The following is a 17,012-nucleotide window of genomic DNA, read 5'->3' on the forward strand; positions in this document are numbered from 1 at the left end:
GAACACGGAAGTTAAGCTCTCTAGCGCCGATGGTAGTTGGGACCTTGTCCCTGTGAGAGTAGGACGTCGCCAAGCAACTAAACACGAGTCAAATGACTCGTGTTTTTTCGTGTTTTCTTTTATAATCCATAGTAATTAAAAATGTATTTAAATAATTATTATTTTGATTAAATACAGGAAAATGTGGCTAGGATAGTAAATAAGCAAAAGAGTTGCAAATTTTATTAATACGTATATAATTAAAGTCAAAGATAGTCAAAGTCAATAAAGGTGGCGGATAAATGAGAAATATATCTGATATCATTGAGCAATATCTAAAGCAAGTTATTGACTTAAGTAATAATAATGTGATTGAAATCAAAAGAAATGAGATTGCGGATCGATTCGAGTGCGTACCATCTCAAATCAATTATGTAATCAATACCCGTTTTACGTTAGAAAGAGGATTTGTAGTAGAAAGTAAACGTGGTGGAGGAGGTTACATTCGCATTATAAAAGTCAAACTGCATGATGATATAGACATTATTGATCAAATGCTTCATATGATTGATCATAGCGTTGCGCAAGGAAATGCAGAGAGTATGATTATACGTTTAATAGAAGAGGGAATCATAACGAATCGTGAAGCTAAACTTATGTTAAGCGTACTAGATCGTTCTGTATTATCAATGGATGTTCCTTCTCGAGATGAACTTAGGGCTCGAATATTATGCGCAATGTTAAGAACACTGAAATATAAATAAATACAGCTTTTGTAAAAGAATAATAACTAAGAGATAAAGCAGTTAAATATTGTAGAAGTTTTGAAAAAAAGAACACGCACTTTTATGTAAACGAATAAAGGAAAGTGAACAGTCTAGTAATGTATGAAAAGTACTATGAGATAGATCGTTCCTGTTGTAAAGGTGGGGATAGTGATGACTTGTCAAAACTGTAATATAAGACCAGCAACTTTACATTATACAAAAGTAATCAACGAAAAGAAGGCGGAAGTTCATCTTTGTGAGCAATGTGCAGAACAAAGTGGCTATACGTCTTTCTTTCAATCATCGCAGTCTAACTTTTCATTCCATGATTTATTTGCTGGGTTATTACACGGTGAATCAACAGTGTTTGAAGAAGGAAAAAGCGGATTTTCGAACACAAATATATTAAGATGTCCAGATTGTAAAATGACATATGAGCAACTTACAAAGGTAGGACGCTTTGGATGTGCTTCTTGTTACGATACATTTAAGGAACATTTAAAGCCATTATTAAAACGTCTTCACGGCGGGCATACAGATCATTGCGGAAAAATTCCGGAGCGTATAGAAGGAAATATTCACTTAAAGAAAGAATTAGATGAACTAAAACTCATTCTGAAACAATACGTACACAAAGAGGAATTTGAGAAAGCTGCTGAAGTAAGGGATAAAATTAGAAACCTTGAAAATCAGCTTAGTGAGCATAGAGAGGGGGAATAGTTCTATGTCACTGGACAAAATTATGAATGAAGCGATTAGTCCATGGATGAAGGGGGATGGCCCTGATTCTGATATTGTTTTAAGTAGTCGAATTCGTTTGGCTCGTAATTTTAAAAAATATCAATTCTCTACTATGCAAAATGAAGAAGAAGCTAAACTGATTCAAGAATTATTTAAAAAGGAATTTATAAATAAAACGGTAGAACCTTTTGGAGAGTTTGAGCTATTAAAAATGGATGAATTAACGCCTCTTCAAAGGAGAGTATTAGTTGAAAAGCATTTAATTAGTCCCAACCTTGCAGGAACAGAATATGGAGCATGTCTATTGTCAGAAAGCGAACATATTAGTGTTATGCTGAATGAAGAAGACCATATTCGGATTCAGTGCTTATTTTCAGGATTGCAGTTATCAGAGGCTCTTCAAAGTGCCAATCAAATAGATAATTGGATTGAGAAAGAGGTTGAATATGCTTTTGATGAATCACTTGGATATATTACAAGCTGCCCTACTAATGTTGGTACAGGATTGAGGGCTTCCGTAATGATTCATTTACCGGGACTCGTTTTAACGAAAAGAATTAGCCGTATTATACAAGTAATTCAAAAATTAGGGTTAGTAGTAAGAGGAATATACGGTGAAGGTAGCGAAGCGTTAGGTAATATATTTCAAGTGTCAAACCAAATGACGCTAGGAAAATCTGAAGAAGATATTATTGCAGATTTAAAGAGTGTCATTCAACAAATCATACAGCAAGAAAAGATGGCTAGAGAATTAATTGTACAAAATTCAAGTATTGAGCTTGAAGATAAAGTTTATCGCTCTTATGGCATACTAGCCAACAGTCGTTTAATTCAATCTGCGGAAGCAGCCAATTGCTTATCAGATTTACGACTTGGTATTGATTTAGGATATATAAAAGGTATATCGAGAAATATTTTGACTGAGCTAATGGTCCTTACACAACCAGGCATTTTACAACAATATGCAGGAGGACCTTTAGGACCAGAAGAAAGAGATTATCGAAGAGCAACCTTAATCCGTGAGCGATTACGTATTGAAAAAAACTAAGCGCAAGTAGGAGGCGATTTCTATGATGTTTGGAAGATTTACAGAAAGAGCACAGAAAGTATTAGCTTTATCTCAAGAGGAAGCGATTCGTATTGGGCATAACAATATTGGAACAGAACATATTTTACTTGGGCTTGTACGCGAAGGTGAAGGAATTGCAGCAAAAGCGTTGATTGCTCTTGGATTAAGCCCGGAGAAAGTTCAAAAAGAGGTAGAAGCGTTAATTGGGCGAGGAACAGAAGCTTCTCAAACTGTACATTATACACCGCGTGCTAAAAAGGTTATTGAGTTGTCTATGGATGAAGCTCGCAAATTAGGCCATTCTTATGTTGGAACAGAACATATCTTACTTGGTTTAATCCGCGAAGGTGAAGGGGTAGCAGCACGTGTTTTGAATAACTTAGGTGTTAGCTTAAATAAAGCAAGACAACAAGTATTGCAACTTCTTGGAAGTAATGAAGCAAGTTCAGGTCATCAAGGTGGTTCTTCAACAAATGCAAATACACCAACACTTGATAGTTTAGCACGTGATTTAACAGTTGTTGCACGTGAAAATCGTTTAGATCCTGTTATTGGACGTGGTAAAGAAATTCAACGTGTAATTGAAGTTTTAAGTCGTAGAACAAAAAACAACCCTGTATTAATCGGGGAACCTGGTGTAGGTAAAACGGCAATTGCAGAAGGATTAGCGCAACAAATCGTAAATAATGAAGTTCCTGAAACTTTAAGAGATAAGCGTGTTATGACACTAGATATGGGTACGGTGGTAGCCGGAACGAAATACCGTGGTGAATTTGAAGACCGTTTGAAGAAAGTAATGGATGAAATCCGCCAAGCAGGAAATATCATTCTATTTATTGATGAACTTCATACATTAATTGGTGCAGGTGGCGCAGAAGGTGCTATTGACGCATCGAATATTTTAAAACCATCTTTAGCTCGTGGGGAATTACAATGTATTGGGGCGACAACGTTAGATGAATATCGTAAATATATTGAAAAAGACGCAGCTTTAGAGAGACGTTTCCAACCAATTCACGTTGATGAGCCAAGTTTAGAGGAATCAACTCAAATTTTGAAAGGTTTACGCGATCGTTATGAGGCACATCACCGCGTATCTATTACGGATGATGCAATTGATGCAGCTGTAAAGCTTTCAGATCGTTATATTACAGATCGTTTCTTACCAGATAAAGCAATTGATTTAATTGATGAAGCTGCTTCAAAGGTTCGCTTACGCTCTTATACAACACCACCAAATCTAAAAGAGCTTGAAGTGAAGCTTGAGGAAATTAGAAAAGAGAAAGATGCAGCTGTACAAAGTCAAGAATTTGAAAAAGCTGCTTCGTTACGTGATATGGAACAACGCTTACGTGAGAAGTTAGAAGATACGAAGCGTCAATGGAAAGAGCAACAAGGAAAAGAAAACTCAGAAGTGACAGTAGAAGACATTGCAAATGTTGTTTCTACGTGGACTCGTATCCCGGTTTCTAAGCTTGCACAAACAGAGACTGATAAATTATTAAACTTAGAATCGATTCTTCACGATCGTGTTATTGGTCAAGATGAAGCGGTAGTAGCTGTAGCGAAAGCTGTTCGTCGTGCTAGAGCAGGCTTGAAAGATCCGAAACGTCCGATTGGTTCATTTATTTTCTTAGGACCAACAGGTGTAGGTAAAACGGAGTTAGCAAGAGCGTTGGCAGAATCTATGTTCGGTGATGAGGATGCAATGATTCGCATCGATATGTCTGAGTACATGGAGAAGCATTCTACTTCTCGTTTAGTTGGATCTCCTCCAGGATATGTTGGATATGAAGAAGGTGGACAATTAACAGAAAAGGTTCGCCGTAAGCCATATTCAGTTGTCTTATTAGATGAAGTAGAGAAAGCTCATCCTGATGTGTTTAACATTTTACTACAAGTATTAGAAGATGGTCGCTTAACAGATTCTAAAGGGCGTACAGTTGATTTCCGTAATACAATTGTTATTATGACATCTAACGTTGGTGCAGAAGCGTTAAAACGTAATAAACATCTTGGATTTAACGTACAAGATGAGAGCCGCGATTATTCAGATATGAAAGGTAAAGTAATGGATGAACTGAAAAAGGCATTCCGTCCAGAATTCTTAAACCGTATTGATGAAATTATCGTGTTCCATATGCTTGAGAAAAAACATATTCAAGAGATTGTAACACTTATGGTAAATCAGTTAGTAAATCGCTTAAAAGAGCAAGAAATTGAATTGCATTTAACAGAAGGAGCGATTTCGGCTATTGCTGATAAAGGGTTTGACCGAGAGTACGGTGCTCGTCCGCTTCGTAGAGCAATTCAGAAACATGTAGAAGATAGACTATCGGAAGAACTTTTAAAAGGTGCTATTGAGAAAGGACAAAAAGTTATCTTTGATGTTGAAGGAGAATCATTTGTCATTCATAGTGCTGAAAAGGTAAAATAAGTATAGACAAACTAAGAGGGCTACGAGATAGCCCTCTTTCTTGTACGACAAGGATAAATTGTTTATAGATGAAAGTGAAGTGAGATATAAAACGATATGGCTAAAAAGAAAACAAAATTCACATGTCAAGAGTGTGGGTATCAGTCACCAAAATATATGGGGAAATGCCCTGGATGTGGTCAATGGAATACGCTTGTTGAAGAGATGGAACCAGTTGTATCATCAAGGCGCCTTAATTATGCCAATGCAATTCAAACAGAAGTAACAAAACCAAGACGTCTAACAGAAGTGGAAACAAAGTCTGAGGCGCGTATTGAAACAAAATTTCAAGAATTTAACCGTGTACTTGGTGGCGGGATTGTAGATGGATCCTTAGTACTGATTGGTGGAGACCCCGGGATTGGAAAATCAACGTTACTGTTACAAATATCATCGCAATTAGCAGATTCTTCATATGATGTCCTATATATATCGGGTGAAGAATCAGCAAAACAGATTAAACTGCGTGCGGATCGTTTACATGTAAATGGTAGTAATCTATTTGTTGTATCAGAGACGGATTTACAGCGAATTGCAACACATATTGAAGAGGTGAACCCAGCCTTTGTTGTTATTGATTCTATTCAAACAATACATCTACCTGACGTAACATCAGCGCCGGGAAGTGTGGCACAAGTTCGTGAATGTACAGCGGAATTAATGAAACTTGCAAAAACGAAAGGGATCCCTATTTTTATCGTTGGACATGTGACAAAAGAGGGAGCGATTGCAGGACCTCGTATGTTAGAACATATGGTCGATGCAGTTCTTTACTTTGAAGGAGACCGTCATCATACATACCGCATTTTGCGAGCAGTAAAGAATCGTTTTGGTTCTACGAATGAAATGGGTATTTTTGAAATGAAAGAGCTTGGCCTTGCAGAAGTATTAAACCCTTCTGAAATTTTTCTTGAGGAAAGACCAGTTGGGGTTGCAGGATCAACAGTGGTTGCCTCAATGGAAGGAACAAGACCAGTTTTAGTAGAAATACAAGCATTAATCTCCCCTACTAGTTTTGGAAACCCTCGAAGAATGGCCACGGGAATTGATCATAACCGTGTATCGCTTATTATGGCAGTGCTAGAAAAAAGAACAGGCTTATTATTGCAAAATCAGGATGCATATTTAAAAGTAGCAGGTGGTTTGAAGTTAGATGAACCAGCAATTGATTTAGCTGTCGCTTTAAGTATAGCTTCAAGTTTTAGAGATAAATCTACGGCACCAACCGATGCAGTAATAGGAGAAGTAGGATTAACTGGAGAAATAAGAAGAGTATCAAGAATTGAACAACGTGTACAAGAAGCAGCTAAATTAGGATTTCAACGCGCTATTATTCCTAGAAAAAATTTGGGAGGATGGACAATTCCAGATGGGATTGAGGTAGTTGGTGTATCTAATTTAGGAGAAGCGCTTCGTTTGACATTAGGAGGCTAGGCTATGGAAGAAAACAAGCAACGTGTCAAAAGTATGATTAATATTTTACAACTTGTGGCCCCGGGAACACCACTGCGCGAAGGGATAGATAATGTACTTCGCGCACAAACAGGGGGATTAATTGTTCTTGGATATAATGAGCAGATTAAAAGTATTGTTGATGGAGGTTTTCATATTAATTGTGCATTTTCTCCGGCTAGTTTATACGAATTAGCAAAAATGGATGGGGCACTTATTTTAAATGAAACTGGAAGTAAAATTTTGATTGCGAACGCACAGTTAGTTCCAGAGTCATCTATCGACTCTATTGAGACAGGTATGCGCCACCGAACAGCGGAGCGTGTAGCAAAGCAGACTGGTAGCCTTGTTGTGGCTATTTCACAGAGACGTAACGTAATTACGCTATACCAAGGGAATTTACGTTATACACTAAAAGATATAGGTGTTATTTTAACAAAGGCAAACCAAGCTATTCAAACGTTAGAAAAATATAAGGCTGTATGGAATGATGGGATTACGAATTTGGGCATTCTAGAATTTGAAGAGGTTGTTACAATGTCCGAGGTGGTTCATGTTTTACATAGTGTTGAAATGGTACTACGTATTAAAAATGAAATATTGAGCTATATTCATGAATTGGGAACAGAAGGTAGGTTAATTCGTTTACAACTTACGGAACTACTAGCCGACTTAGAAGCAGAGGCAGCGCTATTAATTAAAGATTACTATCAAGAAAAAACACAAGACCATCATCAAGTTTTGAAAAAGTTACAAGAGCTTGCGAATACACAACTTCTAGAGGATAGTGATTTAGTTAAATTGCTCGGATACCCGGGACAAACGAGCTTAGAAGAAAGTGTGACGCCGAGAGGATACCGAATCACAAGCAAAATTTCGCGTGTTCCACCACTTATCATTGAAAATTTAATTAATCGATTTAAAACCTTGCAGGGTGTTTGTCGTGCAACTATTAATGAATTAGATGATGTGGAAGGAATTGGAGAAGTCAGGGCGAAGAAAATACGAGAAGGCCTAAAAAGAATTCAAGAGCATCTCTATATGAGTAGACACAATTAAGAATATTACATTGATTCCATAATATAACGACACTAGAACATTTTTGGTATATGATATGATATATTGGTAAATAAAACTATTTATAAAAAAACACGTCCGCTTTTGCATTCGGCGTTTTGATTAGCGAAACAATGGTTAATAATGAGTAGGAGGTGGTTGGATGTTAAAACGGATTGTACAGCTCTTCTTTTTAGTAATCGGGGGAGCGTTAGGGATTTACTTAATCCCAAAAGTTATTAATGTATTAGACATCGGTGCCGTTCCTTTATTGGAAGGATCGTATGTTCGTGCAATTATTGGTGCAATTATTTTATTTTTAACAACATTTTGGCTTGTAGATTATATTGTTCAACTTATTAAGCATATTGAAGAGGCTCTTGTAAAGGCGCCTGTAGCAGATGTTTTATTTGGTACATTAGGGTTAATCTCTGGGCTTATTGTTGCGTATTTAATTTTAATACCAATTCGTGAATTTACAATTCCAGTTATTAGTACAGTGTTGCAAGTGTTCTTTACTCTTTTACTAGGATATTTAGGATTCCAAGTAGGGTTTAAAAAGAGGAATGAATTGCTAGGATTATTTACATTACCACAACGTGGGAAAAAGAAAAATAATAATAGTGAGAATGAAGAACCAGAAAATGAGGTAGAAGAATCTTTAGCGCATTGGAAAATTCTTGATACAAGTGTAATTATCGATGGACGTATTGCTGATATTTGCCAAACAAAGTTTTTAGAAGGAACAATTGTCATTCCACAATTCGTGTTAGAAGAACTTCAGCACATTGCCGATTCTTCTGATGCTTTAAAACGTAATCGTGGTCGCAGAGGATTAGATATTTTAAATCGTATTCAAAAAGAGATGCCGATTCCGGTAGAAATTTATGAAGGCGATTTCGACGATATTCAAGAAGTGGATAGCAAACTTGTAAAGTTAGCGAAAATCACTGGTGGAACGGTAGTAACGAATGACTTCAACTTAAACAAGGTCTCTGAATTACAAGGGGTAACGGTGCTAAACATTAACGATTTAGCTAATGCAATTAAACCTGTTGTACTCCCAGGTGAAGAACTAAGTGTTTATGTTGTAAAAGATGGAAAAGAACAAAATCAAGGTGTGGCATATTTAGATGATGGCACAATGATTGTAGTAGAAGATGGTAGAGAATATGTGGGCTCACAACTCGATGTACTCGTTACGAGTGTGTTACAAACATCGGCGGGGCGTATGATTTTTGCCAAACGTAAATTATTAGAAAAAGCATTATAAGTAGAGGATTATTAATATGTATACATTAATTATTCCAGCAGCGGGTCAAGGAAAGCGGATGGGTGCTGGCAAAAATAAGTTGTTCTTACTTATTAATGAAGTACCGATTATTGTGCATACGTTACGTGCTTTTGAAAAGGATAAAGCATGTAAAAATATTATTATGGCAATTAATGAAGAAGAGCGCCCGTATTTTGAAGAGTTAATGCAGAAGTATCCGGTTAAAAAGCCAGTGCAATTTATTCAAGGTGGAGCTGAAAGACAAGATAGTGTATATAACGCGATTCAGCATACGAGTGATGTTGAGTATGTTCTTGTACATGACGGTGCGCGCCCGTTTGTAACGAATAAAGTGATTCAAGATGTATTAACTGCAGCAGAAAAATATGGAGCTTCCATTTGTGCGGTGCCAGTGAAAGATACTGTTAAGAAAGTAGAGCAGGGTGTTGTTGTAGAAACAGTAGAAAGATCTCAGCTGAAAGCTGTACAAACACCGCAAGGGTTCTCTGTTTCTCTTTTGTTAGAAGCTCATAGAAGTGCGAAACAGAGTTGTTTTCTTGGTACAGATGATGCAAGTCTGGTAGAACGTATCGGGAAGCAAGTAGGTGTAGTAGAGGGGAGTTACTATAATATTAAGGTGACGACTCCAGAGGATTTACTAATTGCTGAAAGTTTTCTTCACGTTCAAAAGAAATGATAGCAATGATTATAGCGAAGAAAAGCTCGGCAACAGCCGGGCTTTTCTTTATAAAGATAGCGATATAATATAGAATCATAAAGCTCAGTAGTTTAGCTCGAGGAGGATGTAAAAAATGTTTCGAATTGGACAAGGTTTTGATGTACATGAATTCGCAGAGGGTAGACCGTTAATTATTGGTGGGGTTACAATTCCTCATGAGAAAGGATTAATCGGTCACTCCGATGCAGATGTATTGTTACATACAATCGCGGACGCTTGTTTAGGTGCAATTGCAGCAGGAGATATCGGAAAACATTTCCCTGATACAGACCCTGCCTTTAAAGATGCTGATTCAGCTGTATTGTTGCAAAAGGTTTGGGAATTTGTGCGTGAACAAGGTTATGAATTAGGAAATTTAGATTGTACAATTATTGCTCAAAAGCCAAAAATGGCACCACATATTGAAAGTATGCGTAAACGCATTAGTGAACTATTAGAAACGTCTATTGATAATATCAATGTAAAGGCAACAACAACAGAAAAATTAGGATTTACAGGTAGAGAAGAAGGAATTGCTTCTCAAGCAGTTGTTTTATTACAGAAAAAATAATGGTTTTTAATTCGTAAGATGGATAATCACATTTTTTTGGTGTACAATTATAGAATGTGTTGACATTAAGAATGGAAGGTGTACCAATTATGGAAAAGCAAGTGAGAGTGCGCTATGCGCCAAGTCCAACAGGACACTTACATATCGGAAATGCGCGTACGGCATTATTTAATTATTTATTTGCTCGTCATCAAGATGGTAAGTTTATTATTCGTATTGAAGATACTGATGTAAAACGTAATGTTGCTGGTGGAGAAGAAAGCCAATTAAAATACTTGAAATGGCTCGGTATGGACTGGGATGAAGGTGTTGATGTTGGTGGTGAATTTGGACCATATCGTCAAACAGAGCGTTTAGATATTTATAAAAAGTTATATGAAGATTTATTAGAGCGTGGTTTAGCTTACAAATGTTATATGACAGAAGAAGAACTAGAAGCAGAACGCGAAGGGCAAATTGCTCGTGGTGAAACACCTCGTTACGCAGGTAACCACCGTGATTTAACTGAAGCGCAAGTGAAAGAATTTGAAGCTGAGGGACGTATTCCAAGTATTCGTTTCCGTGTACCAGCTGACCGTGATTACACATTTAAAGATATTGTAAAAGATGAAGTTGCATTCCATTCAAATGATTTCGGTGATTTCGTTATTGTGAAAAAAGATGGGATTCCAACTTATAACTTTGCAGTAGCAGTAGATGATCACTTAATGGAAATTACACACGTGCTTCGTGGTGATGACCATATTTCAAACACTCCAAAACAAATGATGATTTATGAAGCTTTCGGTTGGGATATTCCACAATTCGGTCATATGACTTTAATTGTAAATGAAAGCCGTAAAAAATTAAGTAAGCGTGATGAATCTATTATTCAATTTATTGAGCAATATAAAGAGCTTGGATATCTTCCAGAAGCAATCTTTAACTTTATTGCATTACTAGGTTGGTCGCCAGTAGGAGAAGAAGAAATCTTCTCTCAAGAAGAGTTTATCAAAATGTTCGATGCAGCTCGTTTATCAAAATCACCTGCATTATTTGATTCTCAAAAACTAAAATGGATGAACAACCAATATATGAAAAAGCAAGATTTAGATACGGTAGTAGAATTAAGCTTACCGCATTTAGTGAAGGCTGGACGTATAGGTGAAACTTTAAGTGAACAAGAACAAGCGTGGATTCGTGATGTAATTGCGTTATATCATGAACAAATGAGCTTTGGAGCTGAAATTGTAGAGCTTTCTGAAATGTTCTTCAAAGATCATGTTGATTATGAAGAAGAAGGACAAGAAGTATTAAAAGGTGAACAAGTACCAGAAGTACTTCGTGCATTTGCTGGTCAAGTAGAAGCACTAGAAGCTATGGAACCGGCAGCAATTAAGGCGGCTATTAAGGCAGTTCAAAAGGAAACAGGTCATAAAGGTAAAAACTTATTTATGCCAATCCGTGTTGCAACTACTGGTCAAACACACGGCCCAGAGCTTCCTAATGCTATTGCACTTCTTGGAAAAGAAAAAGTTTTAAATCGTCTTCAAAAAGTAATTGGTTAACATTTTCTAGGTTTAGAAATATAATAAGTATACTTAAAACCTAATAAGGAAAAGCGACGAGAAGGAGAAGTAGAAAATCATGCTTTTTACAGAGAGAACCACCTTAGGCTGGAAGTGGTTTATAAGCGGGTTTTTGAAATGCCCCTTCGAGTCTTCTGCTGAACAGCAAATGGTTTTGCGAAACGTCTTAGGACGTAAAGTAAGCAGAAGCGGTGTACACCGTTATCAGAGATGAGTTTGAGGCTTTTTTAGCCTAAACAGAGTGGAACCGCGCTTATAAGGCGTCTCTGTCAATATGACAGAGGCGTCTTTTTTTATACCGTAAAACTGGGTGTGAGTATAAGCTTTATCCACGTGTATAAAGATTTAGGGGGATAAGTAGGGAGTTAGTTCACTCGAAAAAGCAGCCCATAAAGGGGAGGGAACGTCGATGTTTAAGAGGCTTCGGGAAGATATTGAAGTCGTTTTTGAACAGGATCCAGCGGCAAGAAGTTATTTCGAAGTCATTTTGACTTACTCTGGATTACATGCAGTTTGGGCCCATCGAATTGCACATGCTTTTTATAAAAAGAATTTCTTCTTTATTGCACGTTGGATCTCACAAGTTAGTCGTTTCTTTACTGGCATTGAGATTCATCCAGGAGCAACAATTGGTCGTCGTTTTTTCATTGACCATGGAATGGGGGTTGTAATTGGAGAAACGTGCGAAATTGGTGACAATGTAACGATCTATCAAGGGGTTACATTAGGTGGTACGGGTAAAGAAAAGGGAAAGAGGCACCCTACAATCCAGGATAATGTATTAATTGCAACGGGTGCTAAAGTACTAGGTTCTATTACAGTTGGAGAGAATTCTAAAATTGGAGCAGGTTCTGTCGTATTAAAAGAAGTCCCTGCACATTCTACAGTTGTAGGTATACCTGGCCGAGTCGTTATTCAAAATGGAGTAAAGATCGGTCAGGAATTAAATCATTCCGACCTTCCAGACCCAATTTTTGATAAATTAAAGGTCATGGAAGTAGAACTTGATAAATTGAAAAAACAACTTGAAGTAAAGGTAGAAAGGAAGGATAAAAATGACTATTCACATTTATAATACGTTAACACGTCAAAAGGAAGAGTTTATTCCATTAGAAGAAAATAAGGTGAAGATGTATGTATGCGGACCTACAGTTTATAACTATATTCACATCGGGAACGCAAGACCACCTATGGTATTTGATACAGTGCGCCGTTATTTAGAATATAAAGGGTACGATGTGCAGTATGTATCTAACTTTACTGACGTAGATGATAAATTAATTAAAGCAGCAAATGAGTTAGGCGAAGATGTGCCGACAATTGCGGACCGTTTCGTGGAAGCGTACTTTGAAGATGTAACGGCATTAGGTTGCAAACATGCAACAGTTCATCCGCGTGTAACAGAAAATATGGATATTATTATTGAATTTATTCAAGAACTTGTGAATAAAGGATATGCATATGAATCAGAAGGGGATGTGTACTTTAGAACGAAGGAATTCGAAGGGTACGGTAAGTTATCACATCAACCGATCGCGGACTTACGTCACGGTGCGCGTATTGAAGTAGGAGAAAAGAAACAAGACCCTCTTGATTTTGCACTATGGAAAGCTGCGAAAGAAGGAGAAATCTTCTGGGAAAGCCCTTGGGGTCAAGGTCGTCCAGGCTGGCATATCGAATGCTCGGCAATGGCGCGTAAATACTTAGGGGACACAATTGATATTCACGCCGGTGGTCAAGACTTGGCATTTCCTCATCATGAGAATGAAATTGCACAGTCTGAGGCGCTAACAGGAAAAACATTTGCACGTTATTGGATGCACAATGGATATATTAATATTAATAATGAGAAAATGTCTAAGTCACTTGGGAACTTTATTTTAGTTCACGATATCATTAAGCAATATGATCCGCAGTTAATTAGATTCTTTATGCTATCAGTACATTATCGTCACCCAATTAATTTCAGTGAAGAGTTATTACAAAGCACAAATAACGGACTGGAAAGAATTAAAACAGCTTACGGTAATTTGAAACACCGTATGGAAAGTAGTACGGATTTAACAGATCATAATGAGAAATGGTTAGCTGATCTGGAAAAATTCCAAACTGCATTTGAAGAAGCGATGAATGATGATTTCAATACTGCTAATGCAATCACTGAGTTATATAATGTAGCAAATCATGCAAATCAATATTTACTGGAAGAACATACGTCTACAGTGGTAATTCAAGCATACGTAAAACAACTTGAAACATTATTTGATATTTTAGGGTTAGAATTAGCACAAGAAGAGTTACTAGATGAAGAAATTGAGGCGCTTATTCAAAAACGTATTGAAGCTCGTAAAAATCGTGATTTTGCATTATCAGATCAAATTCGCGATGATTTAAAAGATCGTAATATTATTTTAGAAGATACCGCTCAAGGTACAAGATGGAAAAGAGGATAAGAATGATTGATGCAAAGCAATTAAACAGCTTAGCGTTAGCATATATGGGTGATGCGGTATATGAACAATATATCCGCTATCACCTACTTCAAAAAGGGAAGGTTCGTCCTAATCAGTTGCATCGATTAGGGACAAGCTTTGTTTCGGCAAAAGCACAGGCGAAAGTTGTTTATCATTTATTAGAGACAGCATTTTTAACTGAGGAAGAAGAGGCAGTACTAAGAAGAGGGCGTAATGCAAATTCAGGTACTGTTCCGAAAAATACAGATGTACAAACATATCGACATAGTACAGCCTTTGAAGCGTTAATTGGCTATCATCACTTATTAAATAATCGTGAAAGATTAGACGAAATTGTATATAAGGCAATTGCTGTTCTAGAAGAAAAGGAAGGGGGCACATCATCATGAGTAGTGAATATATTATCGGACGTAACCCTGTAATTGAAGCGTTACGATCAGGGAGAGATATTAATAAAATTTGGATCGCAGAAGGTGCTGCCAAAGGACAAGTACAAATTGTACTAGCACTAGCGAAAGAAAATAAAATTATTTTGCAACATGCACCAAAAAAGAAGTTAGATCAATTAGTTGAGGGGAACCATCAAGGTGTAATTGCTCAAGTGGCCGCATATCAATATGCGGAGCTAGAAGATCTATTTAAAGTAGCAGAGAAGCGTAACGAAGATCCGTTCTTCTTAATTCTAGATGAAATTGAAGACCCGCATAACCTAGGTTCTATTATGCGTACTGCGGACGCAACAGGGGCTCATGGAATTATAATTCCGAAAAGAAGAGCTGTGGGACTTACTGCATCAGTTGCGAAAGCATCTACTGGGGCAATTGAATATATTCCTGTTGCACGCGTAACGAATTTATCTCGTACAATCGATGAATTAAAAGAACGTGGACTTTGGATTGCTGGTACAGATGCAAAAGGGAAAACGGATTATCGTAATTTAGATGGTAAAATGCCAATTGGATTAGTAATTGGAAGTGAAGGAAAAGGTATGAGTCGTATTATTGGTGAAAAATGTGATTTCTTAATTACTTTACCGATGGTTGGTAAAGTTACATCCTTAAATGCTTCAGTGGCCGCAAGTTTGTTAATGTATGAGGTATATCGTAAACGTAACGAAATTGGTAAATAAAAAATGAACGATATTTTAATCGTTGACGGTTACAACATTATTGGAGCTTGGGGAGACTTGAAGAAACTACGGGATGTAGATTTGCAGTCATCAAGAGATGCACTGATTGATAAGATGGCGGATTACCAAGGTTACACAGGGACAAAGGTAATGATAGTTTTTGATGCGTATACAGTCCACGGTATTGAAAAAAAGATGAAACAATCGCGTGTGGAAGTTATATTCACGAGGAAGAATCAAACGGCAGATGAAAAGATAGAGCAACTTGCGATTGAACTTAGAAATATAAATACGCAAATATATGTTGCGACTTCTGATTATACGGAACAATGGGTTATATTTGCTCAAGGTGCGCTCCGGAAATCTGCGCGGGAATTAGAGTTGGAAGTACAAGCGATGGAGCAACAAGTAAGAAGGCGTACACAAGACGCAAAAGAAAAGCAACCTGCCATGCGAAAGATATTTAGTAAAGATATTACAGAAAAGTTAGAAAAATTAAGAAGAGGAGAGCGTTGAAGCATTGACGCTCTTTGTCTTTTTACTGTATAATATTTCTAAATAAATAGCGGTCGGAGGGATCAAGGTGGAAGCAGGCTTCGTAAGTGTAGGCGACGTTACATTTCGTGATTTAGAAGATGAGGCAATCGTTGAGTTAGTTCGAAAAGGTAATACTGACGCTCTAGAATATTTGATTCACAAATATAAGAACTTTGTTCGCGCGAAATCGAGATCTTATTTCTTAGTGGGTGCCGATCGAGAAGATATTGTTCAAGAAGGTATGATTGGATTGTTTAAAGCGATTCGTGATTATAAGGAGGACAAGCTGTCTTCGTTCAAAGCATTTGCTGAACTGTGTATCACTCGACAAATTATTACCGCTATTAAAACAGCAACCAGGCAAAAGCATATTCCGTTAAATTCATATGTGTCTTTAGATAAACCGATTTATGACGAGGAATCTGATCGGACATTATTAGATGTTATTTCGGAAGCGAAGGTAACTGATCCTGAAGAAATGATTATAAGTCAGGAAGAATATACAGACATAGAATCTAAAATATCTGAATTATTAAGCGATTTAGAAAGAAAGGTGCTTTCTTTATATCTAGACGGCCGTTCTTATCAAGAGATTTCGGAACAGTTAAATAGACATGTGAAATCTATTGATAACGCTTTACAGAGGGTGAAGCGGAAATTGGAACGATATATGGAAATGAGAGAGAGTACCACTTTAAATTCATAACAAGTACTACAGGTGTAAAAATCACCTGTTTTCTTTTTGTAGGGAGTACAAAAGGCATGACATTGACATTGTCTTTTATTGTATGATACATTTTTAGGGACATAATGTTACAAGGTTGGTGTAACTAATGAGGAAAAAAGTTGTACTCTCATGTGAAGAGTGTAAAAATCGAAACTACTCTACGATGAAAGATACGAGCTCAGTAGAGCGACTTGAAATAAAGAAATTTTGTAAAACATGCAATCAGCATACAGTTCACAAGGAAACAAAATAAATAATTGAAATAATACACTGGAGGTCCCGTAGATGCGTTTAACGAACTTTTTCGGCGATGTAGGTCGCGAAATGAAAAAAGTAAGTTGGCCTAAAAAAGATGAATTACTCCGTTCAACAGCGACTGTTATCGCTACAGTTGTCTTCTTTGCGATTTTCTTCGCAGTTGTTGATATGGGCATTTCTTCTTTAATTCGGTTAATTCTTGGTTAATTCTTGAATA

18 protein-coding genes and 1 other annotated feature are annotated in these 17,012 nt (G+C 37.0%); all 18 genes read left to right on the forward strand.

Annotated features, from left to right (window positions below):
• Positions 1–281: 281 nt before the first annotated feature.
• The 18 genes from ctsR (at position 282) to secE (ending at position 17,002) form a co-directional block, all read left to right on the forward strand.
• Positions 282–743, forward strand: a complete 462-nt coding sequence (gene ctsR, locus PDK19_RS23780) for a transcriptional regulator CtsR (protein ID WP_001244563.1) — start codon at positions 282–284, stop codon at positions 741–743.
• Positions 744–917: 174 nt separating this feature from the next.
• Entirely contained in the window at positions 918–1,466 is a 549-nt protein-coding gene (locus PDK19_RS23785) for a UvrB/UvrC motif-containing protein (RefSeq protein WP_270708144.1), read from the forward strand.
• 4 nt (positions 1,467–1,470) lie between these two features.
• Positions 1,471–2,535: a protein arginine kinase gene (locus PDK19_RS23790; protein WP_270708146.1), complete on the forward strand. Its 1,065-nt coding sequence runs from the start codon at positions 1,471–1,473 to the stop codon at positions 2,533–2,535.
• A 22-nt stretch (positions 2,536–2,557) separates the two neighbouring features.
• Complete coding sequence (gene clpC, locus PDK19_RS23795; RefSeq protein ID WP_098925102.1) at positions 2,558–4,993, forward strand: ATP-dependent protease ATP-binding subunit ClpC; 2,436 nt, start codon at positions 2,558–2,560, stop codon at positions 4,991–4,993.
• Between the two features lie 96 nt (positions 4,994–5,089).
• Positions 5,090–6,466: a DNA repair protein RadA gene (radA, locus tag PDK19_RS23800; RefSeq protein WP_270708149.1), complete on the forward strand. Its 1,377-nt coding sequence runs from the start codon at positions 5,090–5,092 to the stop codon at positions 6,464–6,466.
• Positions 6,467–6,469: 3 nt separating this feature from the next.
• Positions 6,470–7,543, forward strand: a complete 1,074-nt coding sequence (gene disA, locus PDK19_RS23805) for a DNA integrity scanning diadenylate cyclase DisA (RefSeq protein ID WP_074614948.1) — start codon at positions 6,470–6,472, stop codon at positions 7,541–7,543.
• 160 nt (positions 7,544–7,703) lie between these two features.
• Positions 7,704–8,813, forward strand: coding sequence for a PIN/TRAM domain-containing protein (locus PDK19_RS23810; RefSeq protein ID WP_000919684.1), 1,110 nt, complete (start codon positions 7,704–7,706; stop codon positions 8,811–8,813).
• Positions 8,814–8,829: 16 nt separating this feature from the next.
• On the forward strand, positions 8,830–9,510 hold the full coding sequence (gene ispD, locus PDK19_RS23815) for a 2-C-methyl-D-erythritol 4-phosphate cytidylyltransferase (protein WP_000288294.1): 681 nt from the start codon (positions 8,830–8,832) through the stop codon (positions 9,508–9,510).
• Between the two features lie 115 nt (positions 9,511–9,625).
• Positions 9,626–10,102, forward strand: a complete 477-nt coding sequence (ispF, locus tag PDK19_RS23820; protein WP_000488396.1) for a 2-C-methyl-D-erythritol 2,4-cyclodiphosphate synthase — start codon at positions 9,626–9,628, stop codon at positions 10,100–10,102.
• Between the two features lie 89 nt (positions 10,103–10,191).
• Positions 10,192–11,649, forward strand: coding sequence for a glutamate--tRNA ligase (gltX, locus tag PDK19_RS23825; RefSeq protein ID WP_000415154.1), 1,458 nt, complete (start codon positions 10,192–10,194; stop codon positions 11,647–11,649).
• A 47-nt stretch (positions 11,650–11,696) separates the two neighbouring features.
• Positions 11,697–11,941, forward strand: a binding site (T-box leader).
• Positions 11,942–12,079: 138 nt separating this feature from the next.
• The gene (gene cysE, locus PDK19_RS23830; protein ID WP_000476500.1) at positions 12,080–12,745 is read left to right on the forward strand and encodes a serine O-acetyltransferase; all 666 of its coding nucleotides are present in this window, start codon (positions 12,080–12,082) and stop codon (positions 12,743–12,745) included.
• Positions 12,726–14,123 carry a cysteine--tRNA ligase gene (cysS, locus tag PDK19_RS23835; RefSeq protein WP_000152256.1) on the forward strand — a complete coding sequence of 466 codons (1,398 nt, stop codon included), beginning with the start codon at positions 12,726–12,728 and terminating at the stop codon, positions 14,121–14,123. Before cysE ends, cysS begins: the two co-directional genes overlap by 20 nt.
• Before the next feature lie 2 nt (positions 14,124–14,125).
• Positions 14,126–14,533: a Mini-ribonuclease 3 gene (locus PDK19_RS23840; RefSeq protein WP_000564261.1), complete on the forward strand. Its 408-nt coding sequence runs from the start codon at positions 14,126–14,128 to the stop codon at positions 14,531–14,533.
• A complete protein-coding gene (gene rlmB / locus PDK19_RS23845; RefSeq protein WP_000093759.1) occupies positions 14,530–15,273 on the forward strand; it encodes a 23S rRNA (guanosine(2251)-2'-O)-methyltransferase RlmB in 744 nt (247 codons plus the stop codon). Before PDK19_RS23840 ends, rlmB begins: the two co-directional genes overlap by 4 nt.
• A 3-nt stretch (positions 15,274–15,276) precedes the next feature.
• On the forward strand, positions 15,277–15,789 hold the full coding sequence (locus tag PDK19_RS23850; protein WP_000997882.1) for an NYN domain-containing protein: 513 nt from the start codon (positions 15,277–15,279) through the stop codon (positions 15,787–15,789).
• Between the two features lie 67 nt (positions 15,790–15,856).
• Positions 15,857–16,516 (forward strand): RNA polymerase sporulation sigma factor SigH, encoded by a 660-nt coding sequence (locus PDK19_RS23855; RefSeq protein ID WP_000387198.1) that lies wholly within the window; start codon positions 15,857–15,859, stop codon positions 16,514–16,516.
• A gap of 127 nt (positions 16,517–16,643) precedes the next feature.
• Positions 16,644–16,790: a 50S ribosomal protein L33 gene (gene rpmG / locus PDK19_RS23860; protein WP_002070160.1), complete on the forward strand. Its 147-nt coding sequence runs from the start codon at positions 16,644–16,646 to the stop codon at positions 16,788–16,790.
• A gap of 32 nt (positions 16,791–16,822) precedes the next feature.
• On the forward strand, positions 16,823–17,002 hold the full coding sequence (gene secE / locus PDK19_RS23865; protein ID WP_001241321.1) for a preprotein translocase subunit SecE: 180 nt from the start codon (positions 16,823–16,825) through the stop codon (positions 17,000–17,002).
• Positions 17,003–17,012: the final 10 nt, after the last annotated feature.

It is taken from the genome of Bacillus cereus group sp. BcHK124, assembly GCF_027712065.1.
Lineage (GTDB): Bacteria > Bacillota > Bacilli > Bacillales > Bacillaceae_G > Bacillus_A > Bacillus_A pacificus.